This is a genomic window from Pseudomonas sp. P9_31 (genome assembly GCF_034008235.1).
Taxonomy (GTDB): domain Bacteria; phylum Pseudomonadota; class Gammaproteobacteria; order Pseudomonadales; family Pseudomonadaceae; genus Aquipseudomonas.
On record NZ_CP125375.1, the window covers coordinates 696,119 to 719,278 of the forward strand.

At 55.0% G+C, this 23,160-nt stretch carries 16 protein-coding genes, 6 tRNA genes and 3 rRNA genes; 23 read left to right on the forward strand and 2 right to left on the reverse strand.

What is annotated here, in order from left to right:
• Positions 1 to 48: 48 nt before the first annotated feature.
• Positions 49 to 1,083, forward strand: coding sequence for an N-acetyl-gamma-glutamyl-phosphate reductase (gene argC / locus QMK51_RS03120; protein ID WP_320393146.1), 1,035 nt, complete (start codon positions 49 to 51; stop codon positions 1,081 to 1,083).
• A gap of 168 nt (positions 1,084 to 1,251) precedes the next feature.
• Entirely contained in the window at positions 1,252 to 1,602 is a 351-nt protein-coding gene (gene erpA / locus QMK51_RS03125; protein WP_007906865.1) for an iron-sulfur cluster insertion protein ErpA, read from the forward strand.
• 72 nt (positions 1,603 to 1,674) lie between these two features.
• Here the strand turns inward: erpA and QMK51_RS03130 are convergent, their stop codons facing one another.
• Positions 1,675 to 2,766: an anhydro-N-acetylmuramic acid kinase gene (locus tag QMK51_RS03130; RefSeq protein WP_320393147.1), complete on the reverse strand. Its 1,092-nt coding sequence runs from the start codon at positions 2,764 to 2,766 to the stop codon at positions 1,675 to 1,677.
• A 3-nt stretch (positions 2,767 to 2,769) separates the two neighbouring features.
• Positions 2,770 to 4,188 (reverse strand): peptidoglycan DD-metalloendopeptidase family protein, encoded by a 1,419-nt coding sequence (locus QMK51_RS03135; RefSeq protein WP_320393148.1) that lies wholly within the window; start codon positions 4,186 to 4,188, stop codon positions 2,770 to 2,772.
• Between the two features lie 210 nt (positions 4,189 to 4,398).
• Between QMK51_RS03135 and tyrS the strand changes: the two genes are divergently transcribed.
• From tyrS to rpoB, 21 genes are all read left to right on the forward strand, one after another.
• Positions 4,399 to 5,598, forward strand: a complete 1,200-nt coding sequence (tyrS, locus tag QMK51_RS03140; protein ID WP_258698825.1) for a tyrosine--tRNA ligase — start codon at positions 4,399 to 4,401, stop codon at positions 5,596 to 5,598.
• A gap of 552 nt (positions 5,599 to 6,150) precedes the next feature.
• A 16S ribosomal RNA gene (locus QMK51_RS03145) occupies positions 6,151 to 7,689 on the forward strand.
• 82 nt (positions 7,690 to 7,771) lie between these two features.
• A tRNA-Ile gene (locus tag QMK51_RS03150) sits at positions 7,772 to 7,848 on the forward strand.
• A 33-nt stretch (positions 7,849 to 7,881) separates the two neighbouring features.
• Positions 7,882 to 7,957: transfer RNA gene (locus tag QMK51_RS03155), tRNA-Ala, on the forward strand.
• 236 nt (positions 7,958 to 8,193) lie between these two features.
• Positions 8,194 to 11,085, forward strand: a 23S ribosomal RNA gene (locus tag QMK51_RS03160).
• Positions 11,086 to 11,225: 140 nt separating this feature from the next.
• Positions 11,226 to 11,341 (forward strand): 5S ribosomal RNA (rrf, locus tag QMK51_RS03165).
• The 16S, 23S and 5S rRNA genes sit together here with 2 tRNA genes alongside, the layout of an rRNA operon.
• Before the next feature lie 135 nt (positions 11,342 to 11,476).
• Positions 11,477 to 12,436, forward strand: coding sequence for a bifunctional biotin--[acetyl-CoA-carboxylase] ligase/biotin operon repressor BirA (gene birA / locus QMK51_RS03170; protein WP_320393149.1), 960 nt, complete (start codon positions 11,477 to 11,479; stop codon positions 12,434 to 12,436).
• Positions 12,426 to 13,175 carry a pantothenate kinase gene (locus QMK51_RS03175; protein WP_320393150.1) on the forward strand — a complete coding sequence of 250 codons (750 nt, stop codon included), beginning with the start codon at positions 12,426 to 12,428 and terminating at the stop codon, positions 13,173 to 13,175. Before birA ends, QMK51_RS03175 begins: the two co-directional genes overlap by 11 nt.
• A 7-nt stretch (positions 13,176 to 13,182) precedes the next feature.
• Entirely contained in the window at positions 13,183 to 13,623 is a 441-nt protein-coding gene (locus QMK51_RS03180; protein ID WP_258698828.1) for a hypothetical protein, read from the forward strand.
• Between the two features lie 143 nt (positions 13,624 to 13,766).
• A tRNA-Tyr gene (locus QMK51_RS03185) sits at positions 13,767 to 13,851 on the forward strand.
• A gap of 25 nt (positions 13,852 to 13,876) precedes the next feature.
• Positions 13,877 to 13,950: transfer RNA gene (locus QMK51_RS03190), tRNA-Gly, on the forward strand.
• A 26-nt stretch (positions 13,951 to 13,976) separates the two neighbouring features.
• Positions 13,977 to 14,052 (forward strand) — tRNA-Thr (locus tag QMK51_RS03195).
• 84 nt (positions 14,053 to 14,136) lie between these two features.
• On the forward strand, positions 14,137 to 15,330 hold the full coding sequence (tuf, locus tag QMK51_RS03200) for an elongation factor Tu (RefSeq protein WP_003186103.1): 1,194 nt from the start codon (positions 14,137 to 14,139) through the stop codon (positions 15,328 to 15,330).
• A 53-nt stretch (positions 15,331 to 15,383) separates the two neighbouring features.
• A tRNA-Trp gene (locus QMK51_RS03205) sits at positions 15,384 to 15,459 on the forward strand.
• A gap of 45 nt (positions 15,460 to 15,504) precedes the next feature.
• Positions 15,505 to 15,873: a preprotein translocase subunit SecE gene (secE, locus tag QMK51_RS03210; RefSeq protein WP_007896620.1), complete on the forward strand. Its 369-nt coding sequence runs from the start codon at positions 15,505 to 15,507 to the stop codon at positions 15,871 to 15,873.
• 9 nt (positions 15,874 to 15,882) lie between these two features.
• Complete coding sequence (nusG, locus tag QMK51_RS03215; protein WP_007933727.1) at positions 15,883 to 16,416, forward strand: transcription termination/antitermination protein NusG; 534 nt, start codon at positions 15,883 to 15,885, stop codon at positions 16,414 to 16,416.
• Positions 16,417 to 16,533: 117 nt separating this feature from the next.
• Positions 16,534 to 16,965, forward strand: a complete 432-nt coding sequence (gene rplK, locus QMK51_RS03220) for a 50S ribosomal protein L11 (protein WP_007933726.1) — start codon at positions 16,534 to 16,536, stop codon at positions 16,963 to 16,965.
• The gene (rplA, locus tag QMK51_RS03225) at positions 16,965 to 17,660 is read left to right on the forward strand and encodes a 50S ribosomal protein L1 (protein WP_007933725.1); all 696 of its coding nucleotides are present in this window, start codon (positions 16,965 to 16,967) and stop codon (positions 17,658 to 17,660) included. Before rplK ends, rplA begins: the two co-directional genes overlap by 1 nt.
• Before the next feature lie 198 nt (positions 17,661 to 17,858).
• Entirely contained in the window at positions 17,859 to 18,359 is a 501-nt protein-coding gene (rplJ, locus tag QMK51_RS03230) for a 50S ribosomal protein L10 (RefSeq protein ID WP_095147408.1), read from the forward strand.
• Positions 18,360 to 18,436: 77 nt separating this feature from the next.
• Entirely contained in the window at positions 18,437 to 18,802 is a 366-nt protein-coding gene (gene rplL, locus QMK51_RS03235) for a 50S ribosomal protein L7/L12 (RefSeq protein WP_258698829.1), read from the forward strand.
• Positions 18,803 to 19,022: 220 nt separating this feature from the next.
• On the forward strand, positions 19,023 to 23,096 hold the full coding sequence (gene rpoB / locus QMK51_RS03240; protein ID WP_018925655.1) for a DNA-directed RNA polymerase subunit beta: 4,074 nt from the start codon (positions 19,023 to 19,025) through the stop codon (positions 23,094 to 23,096).
• Positions 23,097 to 23,160: the final 64 nt, after the last annotated feature.

The window sequence follows — 23,160 nt, forward strand, 5'->3', positions numbered from 1 at the left end:
GGCCCCTATTATCGACGGCTTTCCAGTGGGTTCGTTGAGGGCAGGTTTATGGTCAAGGTCGGTATCGTCGGCGGCACGGGTTACACCGGTGTCGAACTGCTGCGTCTGTTGGCACAGCATCCGCAAGCTGAAGTGGTAGTGATCACTTCCCGATCCGAGGCAGGCCTGGCCGTGGCCGACATGTACCCGAACCTGCGAGGCCATTACGACGGCCTGGCGTTCAGCGTTCCGGACATCAAGACCCTCGGGGCCTGCGACGTGGTGTTCTTCGCCACGCCGCACGGTGTCGCCCATGCCCTGGCGGGTGAGTTGCTGGCTGCCGGGACAAAGGTCATCGACCTGTCGGCAGACTTCCGTCTGCAAGACGCCGATGAGTGGGCCAAGTGGTACGGCCAGCCGCACGGCGCGCCGGAACTGCTGGAGGAGGCGGTCTACGGCTTGCCGGAAGTCAATCGCGAGCAGATCAAGCAGGCGCGCTTGATCGCTGTACCGGGTTGCTATCCGACCGCGACGCAATTGGGTTTCCTGCCGCTGCTCGAAGCGGGTCTGGCCGATACCACTCGCTTGATCGCTGACTGCAAATCCGGTGTCAGCGGTGCCGGTCGTGGTGCCTCGGTGGGTTCGCTGTACTCCGAAACGTCGGAAAGCATGAAGGCTTACGCCGTCAAAGGGCACCGTCACTTGCCGGAAATTCGCCAGGGGCTGCGTCGCGCAGCGGGCAAGGACGTCGGTCTGACCTTCGTTCCGCACCTGACGCCGATGATTCGGGGTATTCACTCGACGCTCTACGCGACCGTCGTGGATCGTTCGGTGGATCTGCAAGGGCTGTTTGAAAAGCGTTATGCCAACGAACCGTTCGTCGACGTCATGCCGGCCGGCAGCCATCCGGAAACCCGCAGCGTGCGCGGTGCCAACGTTTGCCGTATCGCCGTGCATCGGCCACAGGACGGTGATCTGGTGGTGGTGCTGTCGGTCATCGACAACCTGGTCAAAGGTGCGTCGGGTCAGGCGGTGCAGAACCTGAGTATCCTGTTCGGCCTGGATGAGCGCCTGGGCCTGTCCCATGCCGGCATGCTGCCGTAAGGCTGTATCCCGCACAGCAAAAAGGCCCGTTGAACGGGCCTTTTTGCATTTCGGTCTGGCGATTGGGTTGGCTGATATACCGTAACAATAGTTGACCGATTTTCTGGGAGAAGCGGATAATGCGCGTCATCACGCATTATGGCGGCGTAACGCCGGGAGATAGTCAGCATGAGCGTCGAATCCTTCACCCCCACGGCTTTGCAATTCACCCACGGTGCCGCGCACAAGGTGAAGAGCCTGGTCGATGAAGAGGGGAATGATCGCTTGAAGCTGCGCGTATTCGTTACGGGCGGCGGTTGTTCAGGGTTTCAGTACGGCTTCACCTTCGATGAAGAAGTGGCCGATGACGACACCATCGTCGAGCGCGAAGGCGTCAGCCTGGTGGTTGATCCGATGAGCTTCCAGTACCTGGCAGGTGCCGAAGTGGATTACCAGGAAGGTCTGGAAGGTTCGCGTTTCGTGATCAAGAACCCGAACGCTACCACCACGTGTGGCTGCGGCTCTTCGTTCTCGATCTGATCGCACCTCACCGCATCAACAGGCGCCGCAGGGTTTCAAGGCTCTGCGGCGTTTTGCTGTCTGGGGTTTCGATCAGGCGGGGTAGATGGCGCCGAGAATGCGCAAGCCGCGGGCACCGGTGACGCTCGGGCGGTTGGCCGCGATGCCTTCCAGGCAGCAGTGAGCCAGCCAGGCGAAGGCCATGGCTTCGACCCAGTCCGGATCTATGCCATGAGTCGCGGTGCTGCTGACTTTTGCGTTCGGCAACAGGCTGGCCAACCGCTTCATCAACGTGGCGTTATGCGCGCCGCCGCCGCAGACCAGCAACTCCCGCGTATCCGACTGGGCGCTTTGTAATGACTCGACGATGGTCAGCGCAGTCAACTCAAGCAGCGTGGCCTGTACGTCTTCGGCAGCGAAGGTCTGTAGTTGTGATAGATGCTGCATCAGCCACGGCAGGTTGAACACTTCACGGCCAGTGCTCTTCGGGCCTCGGGTTACAAAGAATTGATCACTGAGCAGCTCGTTCAACAGAACAGGTTCAACCTTGCCGCTGGCGGCCCATTGGCCGTCACGATCGAAGTTGTCGCCGCGTTGCCGGTGAATCCAGGCATCCAGCAGGACGTTGCCCGGGCCGCAGTCAAAACCCGCGACAGGCTTGCCGGGTTCGATCAGGCTGAGGTTGCTGAATCCGCCGACGTTCAGCACTGCACGGTTACCAGGCTGCGCATCGAACAGGGCTTCGTGAAAGGCTGGAACCAATGGAGCGCCTTGTCCGCCAGCGGCTACATCGCGGCTGCGGAAGTCGCTGACCACGGTGATGCCGGTCAGCTCGGTGAGCAAGGCGGGGTTGCCGATCTGTACCGTGAACCCGCGCGCCGGCTCGTGTCGAATGGTCTGGCCGTGGCTGCCAATCGCGCGAATGTCACCAGGCTTGAGGTTTTGTTGATCAAGAAGGGTATGAATGCCCTGTGCGGCCAGTTTCACCCAGTTCTGCTGGGCGATGGCGGAGCGGGCAATCTCGTCCGGGCCGCTGGCGCACAAGCCAAGCAGCTCGGCGCGCAGGGAGTCAGGCATGGGGATGTAATGGGTGGCGATCAGCTTGATCGCCGGGGTTTGCTCGATCAGGGCAATGTCCAGGCCATCTAGGCTGGTCCCGGACATCACACCTATATAGAGCGCCATGGCTCAGCGTTTACTCGAAGCCAGCTGGGTGGTTTTCTCTTGATCCATGCGCGCCATCAGCGGTTGGCTTTGCGCGAGGAAGCGTGAGCGTTCAGCTTTGGAGATCGGATCGGCCATCGCCACCTTCTGACCCAGCGGGTCGACGTGCACGCCATTGACTTGGAACTCGTAGTGCAAGTGCGGGCCGGTGGAGAGGCCGGTGGTACCGATGTAACCGATCACCTGACCTTGCTTGACGCTGCCGCCAGTCTTGATGCCTTTGGCGAAGCCCTGCATGTGGCCGTACAACGTGCGGTAGGTGCTGCCGTGCTGGATGATCACGGTGTTGCCGTAACCGCCGCGGCGACCGGCCAACAATACTTGACCGTCACCGGCAGCCTTGATCGGTGTGCCGCGCGGTGCTGCGTAATCGACACCCTTGTGGGCGCGGATCTTGTTCAGGATCGGGTGCTTGCGGCCCATGGAGAATTTCGAGCTGATGCGGGCGAAGTCTACCGGAGTGCGGATGAACGCCTTGCGCATGCTGTTGCCGTCAGCCGTGTAGTAGCTGCTATTGCCTTGTTTGTTGGTGTAGCGCACCGCGGTGTAAGTCTTACCGCGGTTGGTGAAGCGTGCGGAGAGGATCGGACCGTTGCCGACCGCTTTGCCGTTGACGACCTTCTGCTCATAGATCACATCGAACTCGTCACCCTGGCGAATATCCTGGGCGAAGTCGACGTCATAGCCAAACACGCTGGCCATATCCATGGTCAGGCTGTGGGACAAACCGGCTCTGGCGGCGGATTGCGACAACGAACTGTTGATCACACCATGAACGTAGGCGGAGCGAACGGTGGGCTTGGCGGTAATGCGGTTGAACGTAAAACCCTTGTCGTTCTTGGTCAGACTGATGCTTTCCATGTCGCTGACTTTACTGTGCAAATTGGTCAGCGTGCCATTCGGGCCCAGCTCGAACTCAAGCTTCTGGCCATGTTTGAGCTGGCTGAACTGCTTGGCCTGCTTGTCGCTGGCCAGCACTTCATGCACCGAAGTGGCCGGAAGGCCGACTTTCTCGAACAGGGTCGAGAGAGTGTCGCCTTTGGCAACGATCACTTCCCTGTGGCCTGGCGCCTTCCTTTCTTCGGCGACTGGCACGGGGGCGACCTGGGCGGTTTCCTGAGCGTCTTCGGCGCTGTTTTCGATCTGCGCGAAAGGGGAGGCTGCCGGCTCATTTGTGGCTTGGACGGTGTCGGCAGCGTCTTGATCTTGTGTCAGTTGTTCTGCAGGGCTTTCCAGTTCAAGACTCAGGGTCGTCTTTTTTGCTTCAACATCACTGGAAGGGAACACCAGAAGCGCCAGGCTCAGAAGGGCGGCGATACCACTCGCCGCGAGCAGGTGGGTCTTCGGGTAAAGCGGTGGCGCTTTAGACGGTTCTGTGGTCATAAGTAATTTTGACTTTGAAAAAATGAATTGGAAAAGATGAATGACATGATGAAGACGAAATAACTGTATAAAATATAACCAAATCATCTCTGAAGCAAGCCTGCGGACGCTCTGTCTGTGGATTGGCGTCCGCGCGCCGGGCAAAACTTGTATTTGACGCCCGATCTTGTATGGTTGGTCCCCTTTGAATTCGAGCCTTGCGGGTCTGTTATGAAGTCGGTTGAAGAGCAGCTAGCGCTGATCAAACGTGGTGCGGAAGAACTGTTGGTCGAGTCCGAGCTGATCGAAAAGCTCAAGCGTGGCCAGCCGCTACGTATTAAGGCAGGCTTCGATCCGACTGCGCCTGATTTGCACCTGGGTCACACCGTGCTTATCAATAAGCTGCGCCAGTTCCAGGATCTGGGGCATCAGGTGATCTTCCTTATAGGTGACTTCACCGGGATGATCGGTGATCCGAGCGGCAAGAGCGCGACACGTCCTCCGCTCACCCGTGAGCAGGTTCTCGAGAATGCCGAGACCTACAAGACTCAGGTCTTCAAGATTCTTGATCCGGCCAAGACCGAAGTGGCGTTCAACTCCACCTGGATGGACCAGATGGGGCCGGCGGATTTCATTCGCCTGACTTCGCAATACACCGTGGCTCGCATGCTCGAGCGCGACGACTTCGACAAGCGCTACACAACCAATCAGCCCATCGCCATTCACGAGTTCCTCTATCCGTTGGTTCAGGGTTATGACTCGGTCGCCTTGCGCGCGGATGTTGAGCTGGGCGGTACCGATCAGAAGTTCAATCTACTGATGGGGCGTGAGCTGCAGCGTAGTTATGGTCAGGAGGCTCAATGCATTCTGACCATGCCGTTGCTCGAAGGATTGGATGGCGTGAAGAAGATGTCCAAGTCGTTGGGCAACTATGTTGGTATCCAGGAAGCGCCGGGTGTCATGTACGGCAAGCTGGTCTCTATTCCTGATGTGCTGATGTGGCGTTACTTCGAATTGCTCAGCTTCCGCTCCATGGAAGAGATCAATGCTTTGCGGGCTGACGTCGAGGCGGGTGCGAATCCGCGTGATATCAAGATCAAGCTGGCCGAAGAGATCGTTGCGCGCTTCCATGGTGAAGAGGCTGCGGCCAATGCTCACCGTGCGGCGGGCAATCGTATGAAGGACGGTGAGCTGCCGGATGATCTGCCAGAGATCGAATTGACCGCTGCCGAAGATATGCCGATCGCTGCCGTTCTTAATAAAGCAGGTCTGGTGAAGAATTCCGCCGTGGCGCGCGATCTTCTGGGCTCTGGTGGGGTGCGTATAGATGGTGAGGTTGTCGATCGCACCTTTATATACGTACTGGGTGCGACCCATGTTTGCCAGGCCGGGAAGAAGGCATTTGCGCGTATTACGCTTAAATCCGAATAAAGCTGAAATCAGGGGTTGACGGCAGATTCTGGACGTCTATAATTCGCCCCACTTCCGGCGCAGTCGAAACGGAAAACTCCTTGGTAAGCAATGAGTTACGCAGTTTTCGGCAGCGGTTGCGCTTCAGTTCATCGAGGCCAGAAGGAGTTGGTAAGGTAGTGTGTTGTCGCCTTATTGACGGTTCGATCTTCTCGGTCGAAAGCGGAGAAAAACAGGTGTTGACAGCAGCGACTAACGCTGTAGAATTCGCCTCCCGCTAACGAGAGATCGGAAGCGCAAGTGGTTGAAGTTGCAAAGGAAACTTTGAAAACTTCTGAAAATAACCGCTTGACAGCAACAGGGGCTGCTGTAGAATGCGCGCCTCGGTTGAGACGAAAGATCTTAACCAACCGCTCTTTAACAACTGAATCAAGCAATTCGTGTGGGTGCTTGTGGAGTCAGACTGATAGTCAACAAGATTATCAGCATCACAAGTTGCTCCGCGAGAAATCAAAGATGTAACCAACGATTGCTGAGCCAAGTTTAGGGTTTCTTAAAAACCCAAAGATGTTTGAACTGAAGAGTTTGATCATGGCTCAGATTGAACGCTGGCGGCAGGCCTAACACATGCAAGTCGAGCGGCAGCACGGGTACTTGTACCTGGTGGCGAGCGGCGGACGGGTGAGTAATGCCTAGGAATCTGCCTGGTAGTGGGGGATAACGCTCGGAAACGGACGCTAATACCGCATACGTCCTACGGGAGAAAGCAGGGGACCTTCGGGCCTTGCGCTATCAGATGAGCCTAGGTCGGATTAGCTAGTTGGTGAGGTAATGGCTCACCAAGGCGACGATCCGTAACTGGTCTGAGAGGATGATCAGTCACACTGGAACTGAGACACGGTCCAGACTCCTACGGGAGGCAGCAGTGGGGAATATTGGACAATGGGCGAAAGCCTGATCCAGCCATGCCGCGTGTGTGAAGAAGGTCTTCGGATTGTAAAGCACTTTAAGTTGGGAGGAAGGGCAGTTACCTAATACGTAATTGTTTTGACGTTACCGACAGAATAAGCACCGGCTAACTCTGTGCCAGCAGCCGCGGTAATACAGAGGGTGCAAGCGTTAATCGGAATTACTGGGCGTAAAGCGCGCGTAGGTGGTTCGTTAAGTTGGATGTGAAATCCCCGGGCTCAACCTGGGAACTGCATTCAAAACTGTCGAGCTAGAGTATGGTAGAGGGTGGTGGAATTTCCTGTGTAGCGGTGAAATGCGTAGATATAGGAAGGAACACCAGTGGCGAAGGCGACCACCTGGACTGATACTGACACTGAGGTGCGAAAGCGTGGGGAGCAAACAGGATTAGATACCCTGGTAGTCCACGCCGTAAACGATGTCAACTAGCCGTTGGGAGCCTTGAGCTCTTAGTGGCGCAGCTAACGCATTAAGTTGACCGCCTGGGGAGTACGGCCGCAAGGTTAAAACTCAAATGAATTGACGGGGGCCCGCACAAGCGGTGGAGCATGTGGTTTAATTCGAAGCAACGCGAAGAACCTTACCAGGCCTTGACATCCAATGAACTTTCCAGAGATGGATTGGTGCCTTCGGGAACATTGAGACAGGTGCTGCATGGCTGTCGTCAGCTCGTGTCGTGAGATGTTGGGTTAAGTCCCGTAACGAGCGCAACCCTTGTCCTTAGTTACCAGCACGTAATGGTGGGCACTCTAAGGAGACTGCCGGTGACAAACCGGAGGAAGGTGGGGATGACGTCAAGTCATCATGGCCCTTACGGCCTGGGCTACACACGTGCTACAATGGTCGGTACAGAGGGTTGCCAAGCCGCGAGGTGGAGCTAATCCCATAAAACCGATCGTAGTCCGGATCGCAGTCTGCAACTCGACTGCGTGAAGTCGGAATCGCTAGTAATCGCGAATCAGAATGTCGCGGTGAATACGTTCCCGGGCCTTGTACACACCGCCCGTCACACCATGGGAGTGGGTTGCACCAGAAGTAGCTAGTCTAACCTTCGGGAGGACGGTTACCACGGTGTGATTCATGACTGGGGTGAAGTCGTAACAAGGTAGCCGTAGGGGAACCTGCGGCTGGATCACCTCCTTAATCGACGACATCAGCTGCTCCATAAGTTCCCACACGAATTGCTTGATTCATTGAAGAAGACGATAAGAAGCAGCCCGAAATTGGGTCTGTAGCTCAGTTGGTTAGAGCGCACCCCTGATAAGGGTGAGGTCGGCAGTTCGAATCTGCCCAGACCCACCAATTTTGCTTGTGTGGGAACGCCTGTAGAAATACGGGGCCATAGCTCAGCTGGGAGAGCGCCTGCCTTGCACGCAGGAGGTCAACGGTTCGATCCCGTTTGGCTCCACCACTACTGCTTCTGTTTGTTGAAAGCTTAGAAATGAGCATTCCATCGTGATGATGGTGAATGTTGATTTCTAGTCTTTGGCTAGATCGTTCTTTAAAAATTTGGGTATGTGATAGAAAGATAGACTGAACGTTACTTTCACTGGTAACGGATCAGGCTAAGGTAAAATTTGTGAGTTTAATCGCGAATTTTCGGCGAATGTCGTCTTCACAGTATAACCAGATTGCTTGGGGTTATATGGTCAAGTGAAGAAGCGCATACGGTGGATGCCTTGGCAGTCAGAGGCGATGAAAGACGTGGTAGCCTGCGAAAAGCTTCGGGGAGTCGGCAAACAGACTTTGATCCGGAGATGTCTGAATGGGGGAACCCACCTAACATAAGTTAGGTATCTTAAGCTGAATACATAGGCTTAAGAAGCGAACCAGGGGAACTGAAACATCTAAGTACCCTGAGGAAAAGAAATCAACCGAGATTCCCTTAGTAGTGGCGAGCGAACGGGGACTAGCCCTTAAGTGGCTTTGAGATTAGCGGAACGCTCTGGAAAGTGCGGCCATAGTGGGTGATAGCCCTGTACGCGAAAATCTCTTAGTCATGAAATCGAGTAGGACGGAGCACGAGAAACTTTGTCTGAATATGGGGGGACCATCCTCCAAGGCTAAATACTACTGACTGACCGATAGTGAACTAGTACCGTGAGGGAAAGGCGAAAAGAACCCCGGAGAGGGGAGTGAAATAGATCCTGAAACCGTATGCGTACAAGCAGTGGGAGCCCACTTTGTTGGGTGACTGCGTACCTTTTGTATAATGGGTCAGCGACTTATTTTCAGTGGCGAGCTTAACCGAATAGGGGAGGCGTAGCGAAAGCGAGTCTTAATAGGGCGTCTAGTCGCTGGGAATAGACCCGAAACCGGGCGATCTATCCATGGGCAGGTTGAAGGTTAGGTAACACTGACTGGAGGACCGAACCGACTACCGTTGAAAAGTTAGCGGATGACCTGTGGATCGGAGTGAAAGGCTAATCAAGCTCGGAGATAGCTGGTTCTCCTCGAAAGCTATTTAGGTAGCGCCTCATGTATCACTGTAGGGGGTAGAGCACTGTTTCGGCTAGGGGGTCATCCCGACTTACCAAACCGATGCAAACTCCGAATACCTACAAGTGCCGAGCATGGGAGACACACGGCGGGTGCTAACGTCCGTCGTGAAAAGGGAAACAACCCAGACCGTCAGCTAAGGTCCCAAAGTTATGGTTAAGTGGGAAACGATGTGGGAAGGCTTAGACAGCTAGGAGGTTGGCTTAGAAGCAGCCACCCTTTAAAGAAAGCGTAATAGCTCACTAGTCGAGTCGGCCTGCGCGGAAGATGTAACGGGGCTCAAACCATACACCGAAGCTACGGGTATCACTTAGGTGATGCGGTAGAGGAGCGTTCTGTAAGCCTGTGAAGGTGAGTTGAGAAGCTTGCTGGAGGTATCAGAAGTGCGAATGCTGACATGAGTAACGACAATGGGTGTGAAAAACACCCACGCCGAAAGACCAAGGTTTCCTGCGCAACGTTAATCGACGCAGGGTTAGTCGGTCCCTAAGGCGAGGCTGAAAAGCGTAGTCGATGGAAAACAGGTTAATATTCCTGTACTTCTGGTTATTGCGATGGAGGGACGGAGAAGGCTAGGCCAGCTTGGCGTTGGTTGTCCAAGTTTAAGGTGGTAGGCTGGAATCTTAGGTAAATCCGGGATTCCAAGGCCGAGAGCTGATGACGAGTGTTCTTTTAGAACACGAAGTGGTTGATGCCATGCTTCCAAGAAAAGCTTCTAAGCTTCAGGTAACCAGGAACCGTACCCCAAACCGACACAGGTGGTTGGGTAGAGAATACCAAGGCGCTTGAGAGAACTCGGGTGAAGGAACTAGGCAAAATGGCACCGTAACTTCGGGAGAAGGTGCGCCGGTGAGGGTGAAGGACTTGCTCCGTAAGCCCACGCCGGTCGAAGATACCAGGCCGCTGCGACTGTTTATTAAAAACACAGCACTCTGCAAACACGAAAGTGGACGTATAGGGTGTGACGCCTGCCCGGTGCCGGAAGGTTAATTGATGGGGTTAGCTAACGCGAAGCTCTTGATCGAAGCCCCGGTAAACGGCGGCCGTAACTATAACGGTCCTAAGGTAGCGAAATTCCTTGTCGGGTAAGTTCCGACCTGCACGAATGGCGTAACGATGGCGGCGCTGTCTCCACCCGAGACTCAGTGAAATTGAAATCGCTGTGAAGATGCAGTGTATCCGCGGCTAGACGGAAAGACCCCGTGAACCTTTACTATAGCTTTGCACTGGACTTTGAATTTGCTTGTGTAGGATAGGTGGGAGGCTTTGAAGCGTGGACGCCAGTTCGCGTGGAGCCATCCTTGAAATACCACCCTGGCAACTTTGAGGTTCTAACTCAGGTCCGTTATCCGGATCGAGGACAGTGTATGGTGGGTAGTTTGACTGGGGCGGTCTCCTCCTAAAGAGTAACGGAGGAGTACGAAGGTGCGCTCAGACCGGTCGGAAATCGGTCGTAGAGTATAAAGGCAAAAGCGCGCTTGACTGCGAGACAGACACGTCGAGCAGGTACGAAAGTAGGTCTTAGTGATCCGGTGGTTCTGTATGGAAGGGCCATCGCTCAACGGATAAAAGGTACTCCGGGGATAACAGGCTGATACCGCCCAAGAGTTCATATCGACGGCGGTGTTTGGCACCTCGATGTCGGCTCATCACATCCTGGGGCTGAAGCCGGTCCCAAGGGTATGGCTGTTCGCCATTTAAAGTGGTACGCGAGCTGGGTTTAGAACGTCGTGAGACAGTTCGGTCCCTATCTGCCGTGGACGTTTGAGATTTGAGAGGGGCTGCTCCTAGTACGAGAGGACCGGAGTGGACGAACCTCTGGTGTTCCGGTTGTCACGCCAGTGGCATTGCCGGGTAGCTATGTTCGGAATAGATAACCGCTGAAAGCATCTAAGCGGGAAACTAGCCTCAAGATGAGATCTCACTGGGACCTTGAGTCCCCTGAAGGGCCGTCGAAGACTACGACGTTGATAGGTTGGGTGTGTAAGCGCTGTGAGGCGTTGAGCTAACCAATACTAATTGCCCGTGAGGCTTGACCATATAACACCCAAGCAATTTGCGCTTAAAGAGCCAGATTGCGGTGTGTGAAGACGCAATGAACCGAAAGTTCGAGTAAAACACACAAACTATCGCATACCCAATTTGCTGAAGCGTCGAAAGACGGTTCGGTACCCGAATTTCTTGACGACCATAGAGCATTGGAACCACCTGATCCCATCCCGAACTCAGCAGTGAAACGATGCATCGCCGATGGTAGTGTGGGGTTTCCCCATGTGAGAGTAGGTCATCGTCAAGATTAAATTCCGAAACCCCTATCTGCGTATGCAGGTAGGGGTTTTGTTTTGCCCGCAGGAAAGTTCACCTGCGGGGTTTCTATGCAACGGCTCGGGGCATGGCTATCATGCGGGCCTCATTGTGAGGCGAGGCTTGCATGCTGACGTTGTTAAAGCTTCTTAAGGATGGCCGATTCCATTCGGGCCAGGCCCTGGGCGTTGCCTTGGGCGTCAGTCGTAGTGCCGTATGGAAGCAGCTTCAACATTTGGAGGCTGAGCTCGGTTTATCTATCCACAGAGTGCGCGGTCGCGGCTATCAACTGGCTGCGCCATTGACGCTGCTTGATCCTGTTGAGATAAGCGCGAGGGCGCCTTCCTGCGAGTGGCCCATTTTAGTCTTCGACTCAATTGACTCTACCAACGCTGAGGCCTTGCGCGCCATCGGGCGTGGTCAGGCTGCGCCGTTTCTGGTGCTCGCTGAGCGACAGACAGCTGGGCGCGGGCGGCGCGGGCGCAAGTGGGTAAGCCCGTTCGCGGAAAACATCTATTACAGTCTGGTGTTGCGCATTGAGGGTGGGATGCGGCAGCTCGAAGGCCTGAGTCTTGTTGTGGGACTCGCCGTAATGCAAGCCTTGCGAGTGCTTGGAGTTTCAGCGGTGGGATTGAAGTGGCCTAATGATGTTCTGGTAGGCCGGAAAAAGATTGCTGGAATATTGCTTGAGCTAGTGGGGGATCCTGCTGATGTGTGTCACGTAGTGATCGGTGTTGGAATCAATGTAAACATGCAGATGACCGACGAGGTTGATCAGCAGTGGACCTCCATGCGGCTCGAGTCGGGTAAGGTGATTGATCGTAATCACCTGGTTGCGGAGTTGGGGTCGATGCTTCAGACCTACTTGAGTCGCCACCAGGCCAACGGATTTTCAGCTATCCAGGCAGAGTGGGAGCAAAATCATCTATGGCAGGGGCGGGCGGTGTCGTTGATAGCCGGTGTTAGTCAGATAGATGGAGAGGTGCTGGGTATCGATAGTCAGGGTGCCTTGCGCTTGAAGGTGGATGGTGTGGAAAAAGTCTTTAGTGGTGGTGAGCTCAGCCTGAGGTTGCGTGATGATTCTTGAGCTCGATTGTGGAAACAGTTTCATCAAGTGGCGTGTGCTCGGCGCGGATATTCGGCGGGTGGTTGGTGAGGGTGTCGTTGACTCGGATTTTGCGTTGCTGGAAAGTTTGAAAGGGCTTGCAGGGCTCGATCTCAAACATTGCCGGTTGGTCAGCGTCAGAACCGCAGAAGAAACCAATGTATTAATTTCTATGCTTGCAGAGGCTTTCGGCGTTTCCGTGGTGTGCGCGGTACCGGCTCGCGAAATGTCTGGAGTTCGAAATGGCTACGAGGAATTCGAGCGGCTAGGGCTCGATCGCTGGCTTGCAATGCTCGGAGGATTTCATCTGGCTTCGGGGGCTTGTCTGGTGCTGGACTTTGGTACCGCTGTTACTGCTGATTTTATTGCCAGGGATGGTGAGCATCTTGGAGGATTCATCTGTCCTGGGATGCCATTGATGCGCAACCAGCTGCGTACCCATACCCGTAGAATTCGCTATGGAGATCTTGCTGCCGAGCGTGCTCTGGAGAGTTTCGCGCCAGGACGTACAACCGTCGAGGCGGTCGAACGAGGTTGCTCGTTGATGCTGAGAGGTTTTGTTCTGACTCAGCTGGAGTTGGCGCGCAGCTATTGGGGAGAAGATTTTGCTGTATTCCTCACGGGGGGGGACGCTGAACTGGTGTCTGAGATTGTGCCTAAGGCCAGGGTCGTCCCTGATCTGGTATTCGTAGGTTTGGCTATGGCATGTCCCTTGTCCTGAGGTCTTTATGCGTTGGTTGTTCCTGTTACTGCTTGTTCTCAATGTGTTCTATTACGTCTGGCACCAACAGGAGGCCCCGCTTCGAGCGAAAGATGTAACCCCCTTGAGTTTGTACCGCGGTTCACAGCAGGACATTCGTTTGTTGAGCGAAGCGACTGATAAGAATCGAGACAAAGGAAAATCCGCGCAGGTGGACAGTGGTTGTCTCTATCTGGGAGGTTCTGTTCGGCAGGAAGTCGCTCAGGCCATCGAGCGTCGATTGAGTGGCATGGACATCAAGTTTCAGCCCTTGCCAAAGGATCTCCCTGAATATGCTGGTTACTGGGTGCGTGTGGTGCCGGAAAGCCGGCGTTTGCTGGATGACTCGCAGCTGCAAAACCTTTCTAAAGAATTCAATGAGTTAAAACATAAAATAATGCCGTGTGAGGGGGTTGCGCCTGCCGGATAGTTTGCATAGAATGGCGCCCGCTTCGCAGTGAAGACCTTCTGAAGGTTGACGGTGCAAGGCGAGGTCAACGCAGCTAACCTCAGGTTTTTAATGAGAAAATGCTTGACAGAAGGCTGGCATGATATAGAATGCCGGCTCGCTTAGGAGGGGTTCCCGAGCGGCCAAAGGGATCAGACTGTAAATCTGACGTCTACGACTTCGAAGGTTCGAATCCTTCCCCCTCCACCAGATTTTAGCGTGAGCTGCAAGCTCCGCGGGTATAGTTTAGTGGTAGAACCTCAGCCTTCCAAGCTGATGATGCGGGTTCGATTCCCGCTACCCGCTCCAAGTTTGCAGGTTGTGCAATGTGTTTCGCTCTTGTAGCTCAGTTGGTAGAGCACACCCTTGGTAAGGGTGAGGTCAGCGGTTCAAATCCGCTCAAGAGCTCCATATAACAAGGCAGATATGAAAATATCTGCCTTTGTTTTAATGGCTGATGTTACTTGCTTAATTTTTCTGCTAGGGGTGATTTCGATGGCTAAGGAAAAGTTCGAACGTAATAAGCCGCACGTCAACGTTGGTACCATTGGTCACGTTGACCACGGTAAAACCACTCTGACCGCTGCTCTGACCCGCGTCTGCTCCGAGGTTTTCGGTTCGGCCAAGGTTGACTTCGACAAGATCGACAGCGCCCCAGAAGAAAAAGCTCGTGGTATCACCATCAACACCGCTCACGTTGAATACGATTCGGCCGTGCGTCACTACGCACACGTTGACTGCCCAGGTCACGCCGACTACGTAAAAAACATGATCACCGGTGCTGCTCAGATGGACGGCGCTATCCTGGTTTGCTCGGCCGCTGATGGTCCGATGCCGCAAACCCGTGAGCACATCCTGCTGTCCCGTCAGGTAGGCGTTCCGTACATCGTTGTCTTCCTGAACAAGGCTGACATGGTAGACGACGCTGAGCTGCTGGAACTGGTTGAGATGGAAGTGCGCGATCTGCTGAGCACTTACGACTTCCCGGGCGACGACACTCCGATCATCATCGGTTCGGCGCTGATGGCTCTGAACGGTCAAGACGACAACGAGATGGGCACCACTGCCGTCAAGAAGTTGGTTGAGACTCTGGACAGCTACATCCCAGAACCAGAGCGTGCTATCGACAAGCCGTTCCTGATGCCAATCGAAGACGTATTCTCGATCTCGGGTCGCGGTACTGTTGTGACTGGTCGTGTTGAGCGTGGCATCGTCCGCATCCAGGAAGAAGTTGAGATCGTTGGTCTGCGCGATACTCAGAAAACTACCTGCACCGGCGTTGAAATGTTCCGCAAGCTGCTCGACGAAGGTCGTGCTGGCGAGAACTGCGGCGTACTGCTGCGTGGCACCAAGCGTGACGACGTTGAGCGTGGCCAGGTTCTGGTCAAGCCAGGCACCGTCAAGCCGCACACCAAGTTCACCGCAGAAGTTTACGTTCTGAGCAAGGAAGAAGGCGGTCGTCATACTCCGTTCTTCAAAGGCTACCGTCCACAGTTCTACTTCCGTACGACTGACGTGACCGGTAACTGCGAATTGCCAGAAGGCGTTGAAATGGTAATGCCAGGTGACAACATCCAGATGACTGTCACTCTGATCAAAACCATCGCGATGGAAGATGGTCTGCGTTTCGCTATCCGTGAAGGCGGTCGTACCGTCGGCGCTGGCGTCGTAGCCAAAGTCATCGAGTAAATAGTTGTAATGTCTTTTTCGGGCCGGCATAATGGTCGGCCTGATTTTGTTTTAGGTCAGTAGCTCAATTGGCAGAGCGACGGTCTCCAAAACCGTAGGTTGGGGGTTCGATTCCCTCCTGACCTGCCAGATTCACTTGGTGTGTCTGGCTTTCTTTTCACAGGATCTTCATAGATGACTCCTAAAGCTGAAGCTCAAGGCTCTCGCTTCGATCTGCTCAAGTGGCTTGTAGTAGTCGCTTTGGTGGTTGTTGGCGTTGTTGGCAATCAGTATTACTCTGCTTCGCCGATCCTGTACCGTGTACTCGCTTTGCTTGTCATTGCTGCTGTAGCTGCCTTTGTAGGCCTGCAAACAGTCAAGGGCAAGTCTTTCTTTGTACTGGTTAAGGAAGCTCGCACTGAGATTCGTAAAGTCGTATGGCCAACTCGCCAAGAAACCACGCAGACCACGTTGATTGTTGTGGCTGTTGTTCTGGTTATGGCGTTGCTGTTGTGGGGGCTTGATTCCCTGCTCGGCTGGCTTGTTTCCTTGATTGTCGGCTAAGGGTGTCCCGTGGCTAAGCGTTGGTACGTTGTGCATGCTTACTCGGGTTACGAGAAGCATGTCATGCGTTCGTTGATCGAGCGCGTAAAGCTGGCTGGCATGGAAGATGGCTTCGGCGAAATTCTGGTTCCCACTGAAGAAGTGGTTGAAATGCGTAATGGCCAGAAACGCAAAAGCGAGCGTAAATTCTTCCCTGGTTATGTGCTGGTTCAGATGGACATGAATGAGGGTACTTGGCACTTGGTCAAGGATACTCCTCGGGTGATGGGTTTCATCGGTGGTACTGCCGACAAGCCTGCGCCAATCACAGATAAAGAAGCAGAAGCGATTCTGCGTCGCGTTGCTGATGGTAGCGACAAGCCGAAGCCGAAGACATTGTTCGAGCCGGGCGAGTCGGTGCGTGTCAACGATGGGCCGTTTGCTGATTTTACCGGCACGGTTGAAGAAGTTAACTACGAAAAGAGCCGGATCCAAGTGGCGGTGCTCATTTTCGGTCGCTCTACTCCGGTAGAGTTAGAGTTCAGTCAGGTCGAAAAGGTCTAGCTGAGCAAGCATCCCAACCCCGCAGCCCTAGGCTGTGGGGTTTTGTCGTCACTGGGATAAACGCGCAAGTAACCGGGGAGCCTTTCGAGGCGTTTGAACCCGTAATTGGAGTGCCTCATGGCCAAGAAGATTACCGCTTACATCAAGCTGCAAGTGAAAGCCGCTCAGGCTAACCCAAGCCCACCTGTTGGTCCTGCTCTGGGTCAGCACGGCGTGAACATCATGGAGTTCTGCAAGGCTTTCAACGCCCGTACTCAGGGTCTTGAGCCAGGTCTGCCGACTCCAGTGATCATCACTGTCTACAGCGACCGTAGCTTCACTTTCGAAACCAAATCCACCCCTGCTTCGGTTCTGCTGAAGAAGGCTGCTGGTCTGACTAGCGGTTCCGCTCGTCCGAACACCGTTAAGGTTGGCACCGTAACTCGTGCTCAGCTGGAAGAAATCGCGAAAACCAAAAACGCGGATCTGACTGCAGCTGATATGGAAGCAGCCGTGCGTACTATCGCCGGTTCTGCTCGTAGCATGGGCCTTAACGTGGAGGGTGTGTAATGGCTAAGCTGACCAAGCGTCAAAAGGCTATCGCTGGCAAAATCGAAGCAGGCAAGGCCTACAATTTTGTAGACGCTGCTGCTCTGCTGTCCGAGCTGTCGACTGTCAAGTTCAGCGAGTCGTTCGACGTTGCTGTGAATCTGGGTGTTGACCCGCGTAAATCCGACCAGGTCGTTCGTAGTGCTACCGTGCTGCCGCACGGCACTGGCAAGACCGTTCGCGTTGCCGTGTTCACCCAAGGTCCTGCTGCTGAGGCCGCTCTGGCTGCCGGCGCTGACCGTGTAGGCATGGACGACCTGGCTGCCGAAATGAAAGGCGGCGACCTGAACTATGACGTAGTGATCGCATCCCCGGATGCAATGCGCGTTGTAGGTCAGTTGGGTCAGATCCTCGGTCCACGTGGTCTGATGCCTAACCCTAAAGTCGGCACTGTGACTCCAGACGTAGCTACCGCGGTTAAAAACGCCAAGGCTGGTCAGGTTCGTTATCGCACCGACAAAAACGGCATCATCCACACTTCCGTTGGCAAAGTCGGCTTTGATGCCGTCAAGCTGAAGGAAAACGTTGAAGCCCTGATCGCTGATCTGAAGCGTATCAAGCCAGCTTCCTCGAAAGGTATTTACGTCAAGCGCGTTACCCTGAGCACCACCATGGGTCCAGGTCTGGTCATCGACCAAGGCTCGCTCGACGCGTAAGACACCGGTTGGCGCAAGTGATTGCGTCAATTGAAAGATTGGGGTCCCTGCCTGGCGGGGGCTATCCAAGACCGTAGGCGACGCAAGTCTTAAACCTCAAGCCTACGCAGATGGTGCTCCCGGTTCCTTACCGAATCAGACACCAAAACGACATCCGGCCTCGGTTGGATGAAACGGTAACAAGCAGGAGTTAAACCCGTGGCAATTAAACTCGAAGACAAGAAGGCCATCGTCGCTGAAGTCAACGAGGCTGCCAAAGTCGCTCTGTCTGCTGTTGTGGCTGATGCCCGCGGTGTGACAGTAGGCGCAATGACCGGACTCCGTAAAGAGGCTCGTGAAGCTGGCGTTTACGTACGTGTCGTACGTAACACCCTGCTCAAGCGCGCAGTTGCTGACACTGAATACAGTGTCCTCAACGACGTGTTCACCGGCCCGACCTTGATCGCGTTCTCTAACCAACATCCAGGCGCTGCTGCCCGTTTGTTCAAAGAATTCGCCAAAGGTCAGGATAAGTTCGAGATCAAGGCAGCTGCGTTCGAGGGCAAGTTCCTCGCAGCTAATCAGATCGACGTACTGGCAACTCTGCCGACCCGTGACGAAGCAATTTCTCAGCTGATGAGCGTGATTCAAGGCGCTACCAGCAAATTGGCTCGTACTCTGGCGGCTATTCGCGACCAAAAAGAAGCTGTTGCAGCCTAAGGCTGAGCACTTCCTTTCGCGCTTTTTTGTTTATTTCGATGGTCGCGTAGGCCGTCCCCAAATCAGGAATTAGAGTCATGTCTATCTCTCAAGACGATATCCTCAACGCCGTAGCTGAAATGTCGGTTATCCAGGTTGTTGAGCTGATCAAAGCTTTCGAAGAAAAATTCGGCGTTACCGCTGCTGCTGCTTCCGCTGGCCCAGCTGTTGCTGCTGCCGTTGCTGAAGAGCAAACCGAATTCAACGTCATGCTGACCGAAGCTGGCGAGAAGAAAGTTAACGTGATCAAGGCTGTACGTGAACTGACCGGTCTGGGCCTGAAAGAAGCCAAGGCTGTAGTTGACGGCGCTCCTGCCATGGTTCTGGAAGCTGTTGCCAAAGACGCAGCTGACAAAGCCAAAGCAGCTCTGGAAGAAGCAGGCGCTAAAGTCGAGCTGAAGTAAGCATCGACTTTGCGTTTCCAGCCCGAGCGTTAAGCGAAAGGCTGATGGCTGGTGGCTCTTGCCACCGGCCTTTTTCCGTTATTGGCAGCCGACTGGGTCGGTGCCGGTAACGAGCTGTAACCACCCGATGCGGTGGCGCAAACCATGGGGTTTGCACGATTTTCTGGCTGCTCCCGTCGGGAGGGGCCAAACAAGCAGGTGACCAAGCTGGGGAACGCTGATGGCTTACTCATATACTGAGAAAAAACGTATCCGCAAGGACTTTAGCAAGTTGCCGGACGTCATGGATGTGCCGTACCTCCTGGCCATCCAGCTGGATTCGTATCGTGAATTCTTGCAAGCGGGAGCGACTAAAGATCAGTTCCGCGACGTGGGCCTGCATGCGGCCTTCAAATCCGTTTTCCCGATCATCAGCTACTCCGGCAATGCTGCGCTGGAGTACGTCGGTTATCGCCTGGGCGAACCGGCATTTGATGTCAAAGAATGCGTATTGCGCGGTGTAACTTACGCCGTACCTTTGCGGGTAAAAGTGCGCCTGATCATTTTCGACAAAGAATCGTCGAACAAAGCGATCAAGGATATCAAAGAGCAAGAAGTCTACATGGGTGAAATCCCCCTGATGACTGAGAACGGTACCTTCGTAATCAACGGTACCGAGCGTGTAATCGTTTCCCAGCTGCACCGTTCCCCGGGCGTGTTCTTCGACCACGACCGTGGCAAGACGCACAGCTCCGGCAAACTGCTGTACTCCGCGCGCATCATTCCTTACCGCGGTTCGTGGCTGGACTTCGAGTTCGACCCGAAAGACTGCGTATTCGTGCGTATCGACCGTCGTCGCAAGCTGCCTGCATCGGTATTGCTGCGCGCGCTGGGCTATACCACCGAAGAAGTGCTGGATGCGTTCTACACCACCAACGTCTTCCATGTGCAAGGTGAAAACCTCAGCCTGGAACTGGTGCCTCAGCGCCTGCGTGGTGAAATTGCTGTCCTCGATATTCAGGATGACAAAGGCAAGGTTATTGTCGAGCAGGGTCGTCGTATTACCGCTCGCCACATCAACCAGCTGGAAAAAGCCGGGATCAAAGAGCTGCAAGTGCCTCTGGACTACGTCCTGGGTCGCACTACCGCCAAGGTCATCGTGCATCCGGCTACCGGCGAAATCCTGGCAGAGTGCAACACCGAGCTGAACACCGAAATCCTGGCAAAAATTGCCAAGGCCGGCGTTGTTCGCATCGAAACTCTGTACACCAACGATATCGACTGCGGTCCGTTCGTCTCCGACACCCTGAAGATCGACTCCACCAGCAACCAATTGGAAGCACTGGTCGAGATCTATCGCATGATGCGTCCAGGCGAGCCGCCAACCAAAGACGCGGCCGAGACGTTGTTCAACAACCTGTTCTTCAGCCCTGAGCGCTATGACCTGTCTGCGGTCGGCCGGATGAAGTTCAACCGTCGTATCGGTCGTACCGAGATCGAAGGTTCGGGCGTGTTGTGCAAAGAAGACATCGTCGCGGTTCTGAAGACTCTGGTCGACATCCGTAACGGCAAAGGCATCGTCGATGACATCGACCACCTGGGTAACCGTCGTGTTCGCTGCGTAGGCGAAATGGCCGAGAACCAGTTCCGCGTTGGCCTGGTACGTGTTGAGCGTGCGGTCAAAGAGCGTCTGTCGATGGCTGAAAGCGAAGGCCTGATGCCGCAAGACCTGATCAACGCCAAGCCAGTGGCTGCGGCGGTGAAAGAGTTCTTCGGTTCCAGCCAGCTGTCGCAGTTCATGGACCAGAACAACCCGCTGTCCGAGATCACCCACAAGCGTCGTGTTTCCGCACTCGGCCCTGGTGGTTTGACTCGCGAACGTGCAGGCTTCGAAGTCCGTGACGTACACCCGACTCACTATGGTCGTGTATGCCCGATTGAAACGCCGGAAGGTCCGAACATCGGTCTGATCAACTCCCTGGCGGCCTATGCGCGCACCAACCAGTACGGCTTCCTAGAGAGCCCGTACCGCGTGGTGAAAGATGCTCTGGTCACCGACGAGATCGTGTTCCTGTCCGCCATCGAAGAAGCCGATCACGTGATCGCTCAGGCTTCGGCCACGATGAACGACAAGAAAGTCCTGATCGACGAGCTGGTAGCTGTTCGTCACTTGAACGAATTCACCGTCAAGGCGCCGGAAGACGTCACCTTGATGGACGTATCGCCGAAGCAGGTAGTTTCGGTTGCTGCGTCGCTGATCCCGTTCCTCGAGCACGACGACGCCAACCGTGCGTTGATGGGTTCGAACATGCAGCGTCAAGCTGTACCAACCCTGCGCGCTGACAAGCCGCTGGTAGGTACCGGCATGGAGCGTAACGTGGCTCGCGACTCCGGCGTTTGCGTCGTGGCTCGTCGTGGTGGCGTCATCGATTCCGTCGACGCCAGCCGTATCGTGGTTCGTGTTGCTGATGACGAAGTTGAAACCGGCGAAGCTGGTGTCGACATCTACAACCTGACCAAGTACACCCGCTCCAACCAGAACACCTGCATCAACCAGCGTCCGCTGGTGAGCAAGGGTGATCGGGTTCAGCGCAGCGACATCATGGCTGACGGTCCGTCCACCGATATGGGTGAGCTGGCTCTGGGTCAGAACATGCGCATCGCGTTCATGGCATGGAACGGCTTCAACTTCGAAGACTCCATCTGCCTGTCCGAGCGTGTGGTTCAGGAAGACCGTTTCACCACGATCCACATTCAGGAACTGACCTGTGTGGCGCGTGACACCAAGCTTGGGCCAGAGGAAATCACTGCAGACATCCCGAACGTGGGTGAAGCTGCACTGAACAAGCTGGACGAAGCCGGTATCGTTTACGTAGGTGCTGAAGTTGGCGCAGGCGACATTCTGGTAGGTAAGGTCACTCCGAAAGGCGAGACCCAGCTGACTCCGGAAGAAAAGCTGTTGCGTGCGATTTTCGGTGAAAAAGCCAGCGACGTTAAAGACACTTCCCTGCGTGTGCCTACCGGCACCAAGGGTACTGTCATCGACGTACAGGTCTTCACTCGTGATGGCGTTGAGCGTGATGCTCGTGCTCTGTCGATCGAGAAGACTCAACTCGACGAGATCCGCAAGGACCTGAACGAAGAGTTCCGTATCGTTGAAGGCGCCACTTTCGAACGTCTGCGTTCCGCTCTGGTCGGCCACAAAGCCGAAGGCGGCGCTGGTCTGAAGAAAGGTCAGGAAATCACCGACGAAGTTCTCGACGGTCTTGAGCACGGCCAGTGGTTCAAACTGCGCATGGCTGAAGATGCTCTTAACGAGCAGCTCGAGAAGGCTCAGGCCTACATCGTTGATCGCCGCCGTCTGCTGGACGACAAGTTCGAAGACAAGAAGCGCAAACTGCAGCAGGGCGATGACCTGGCTCCAGGCGTGCTGAAAATCGTCAAGGTTTACCTGGCAATCCGTCGCCGCATCCAGCCGGGCGACAAGATGGCCGGTCGTCACGGTAACAAAGGTGTGGTCTCCGTGATCATGCCGGTTGAAGACATGCCGCACGATGCCAATGGCACCCCGGTCGACGTCGTCCTCAACCCGTTGGGCGTACCTTCGCGTATGAACGTTGGTCAGATCCTTGAAACCCACCTGGGCCTCGCGGCCAAAGGTCTGGGCGAGAAGATCAACCGGATGGTCGAAGAGCAACGTAAAGTCGCTGAACTTCGCACCTTCCTGGACGAGATCTACAACCAGATCGGCGGTCGTAACGAAGATCTGGACAGCTTCTCCGACCAGGAAATTCTGGATCTGGCGAAGAACCTGCGTGGCGGCGTTCCTATGGCCACTCCAGTGTTCGACGGCGCCAAGGAAAGCGAAATCAAGGCCATGCTGAAACTGGCAGACCTGCCAGAAAGCGGCCAGATGCAGCTGACCGACGGCCGTACCGGCAACAAGTTCGAGCGCCCGGTTACTGTTGGCTACATGTACATGCTGAAGCTGAACCACTTGGTAGACGACAAGATGCACGCTCGTTCTACCGGTTCGTACAGCCTGGTTACCCAGCAGCCGCTGGGTGGTAAGGCGCAGTTCGGTGGTCAGCGTTTCGGGGAGATGGAGGTCTGGGCACTGGAAGCATACGGTGCTGCTTACACTCTGCAAGAAATGCTCACAGTGAAGTCGGACGATGTGAACGGCCGGACCAAGATGTACAAAAACATCGTGGACGGCGATCACCGTATGGAGCCGGGCATGCCCGAGTCCTTCAACGTGTTGATCAAGGAAATTCGTTCCCTCGGCATCGATATCGATCTGGAAACCGAATAACACGTGACGCGAATCGAGAGCGGGGCAGGATTGCCCGCTCTCTGCTCCGCCAGGAGGAAAGGCC

Excerpts from the sequence above, each read along its gene's own strand:
- argC (WP_320393146.1), top strand. The coding sequence starts at position 49 with ATGGTCAAGGTCGGTATCGTCGGCGGCACGGGTTACACCGGTGTCGAA.
- erpA (WP_007906865.1), top strand. The coding sequence starts at position 1,252 with ATGAGCGTCGAATCCTTCACCCCCACGGCTTTGCAATTCACCCACGGT.
- QMK51_RS03130 (WP_320393147.1), bottom strand. The coding sequence starts at position 2,766 with ATGGCGCTCTATATAGGTGTGATGTCCGGGACCAGCCTAGATGGCCTG.
- QMK51_RS03135 (WP_320393148.1), bottom strand. The coding sequence starts at position 4,188 with ATGACCACAGAACCGTCTAAAGCGCCACCGCTTTACCCGAAGACCCAC.
- tyrS (WP_258698825.1), top strand. The coding sequence starts at position 4,399 with ATGAAGTCGGTTGAAGAGCAGCTAGCGCTGATCAAACGTGGTGCGGAA.
- birA (WP_320393149.1), top strand. The coding sequence starts at position 11,477 with ATGCTGACGTTGTTAAAGCTTCTTAAGGATGGCCGATTCCATTCGGGC.
- QMK51_RS03175 (WP_320393150.1), top strand. The coding sequence starts at position 12,426 with ATGATTCTTGAGCTCGATTGTGGAAACAGTTTCATCAAGTGGCGTGTG.
- QMK51_RS03180 (WP_258698828.1), top strand. The coding sequence starts at position 13,183 with ATGCGTTGGTTGTTCCTGTTACTGCTTGTTCTCAATGTGTTCTATTAC.
- tuf (WP_003186103.1), top strand. The coding sequence starts at position 14,137 with ATGGCTAAGGAAAAGTTCGAACGTAATAAGCCGCACGTCAACGTTGGT.
- secE (WP_007896620.1), top strand. The coding sequence starts at position 15,505 with ATGACTCCTAAAGCTGAAGCTCAAGGCTCTCGCTTCGATCTGCTCAAG.
- rplK (WP_007933726.1), top strand. The coding sequence starts at position 16,534 with ATGGCCAAGAAGATTACCGCTTACATCAAGCTGCAAGTGAAAGCCGCT.
- rplA (WP_007933725.1), top strand. The coding sequence starts at position 16,965 with ATGGCTAAGCTGACCAAGCGTCAAAAGGCTATCGCTGGCAAAATCGAA.
- rplL (WP_258698829.1), top strand. The coding sequence starts at position 18,437 with ATGTCTATCTCTCAAGACGATATCCTCAACGCCGTAGCTGAAATGTCG.
- rpoB (WP_018925655.1), top strand. The coding sequence starts at position 19,023 with ATGGCTTACTCATATACTGAGAAAAAACGTATCCGCAAGGACTTTAGC.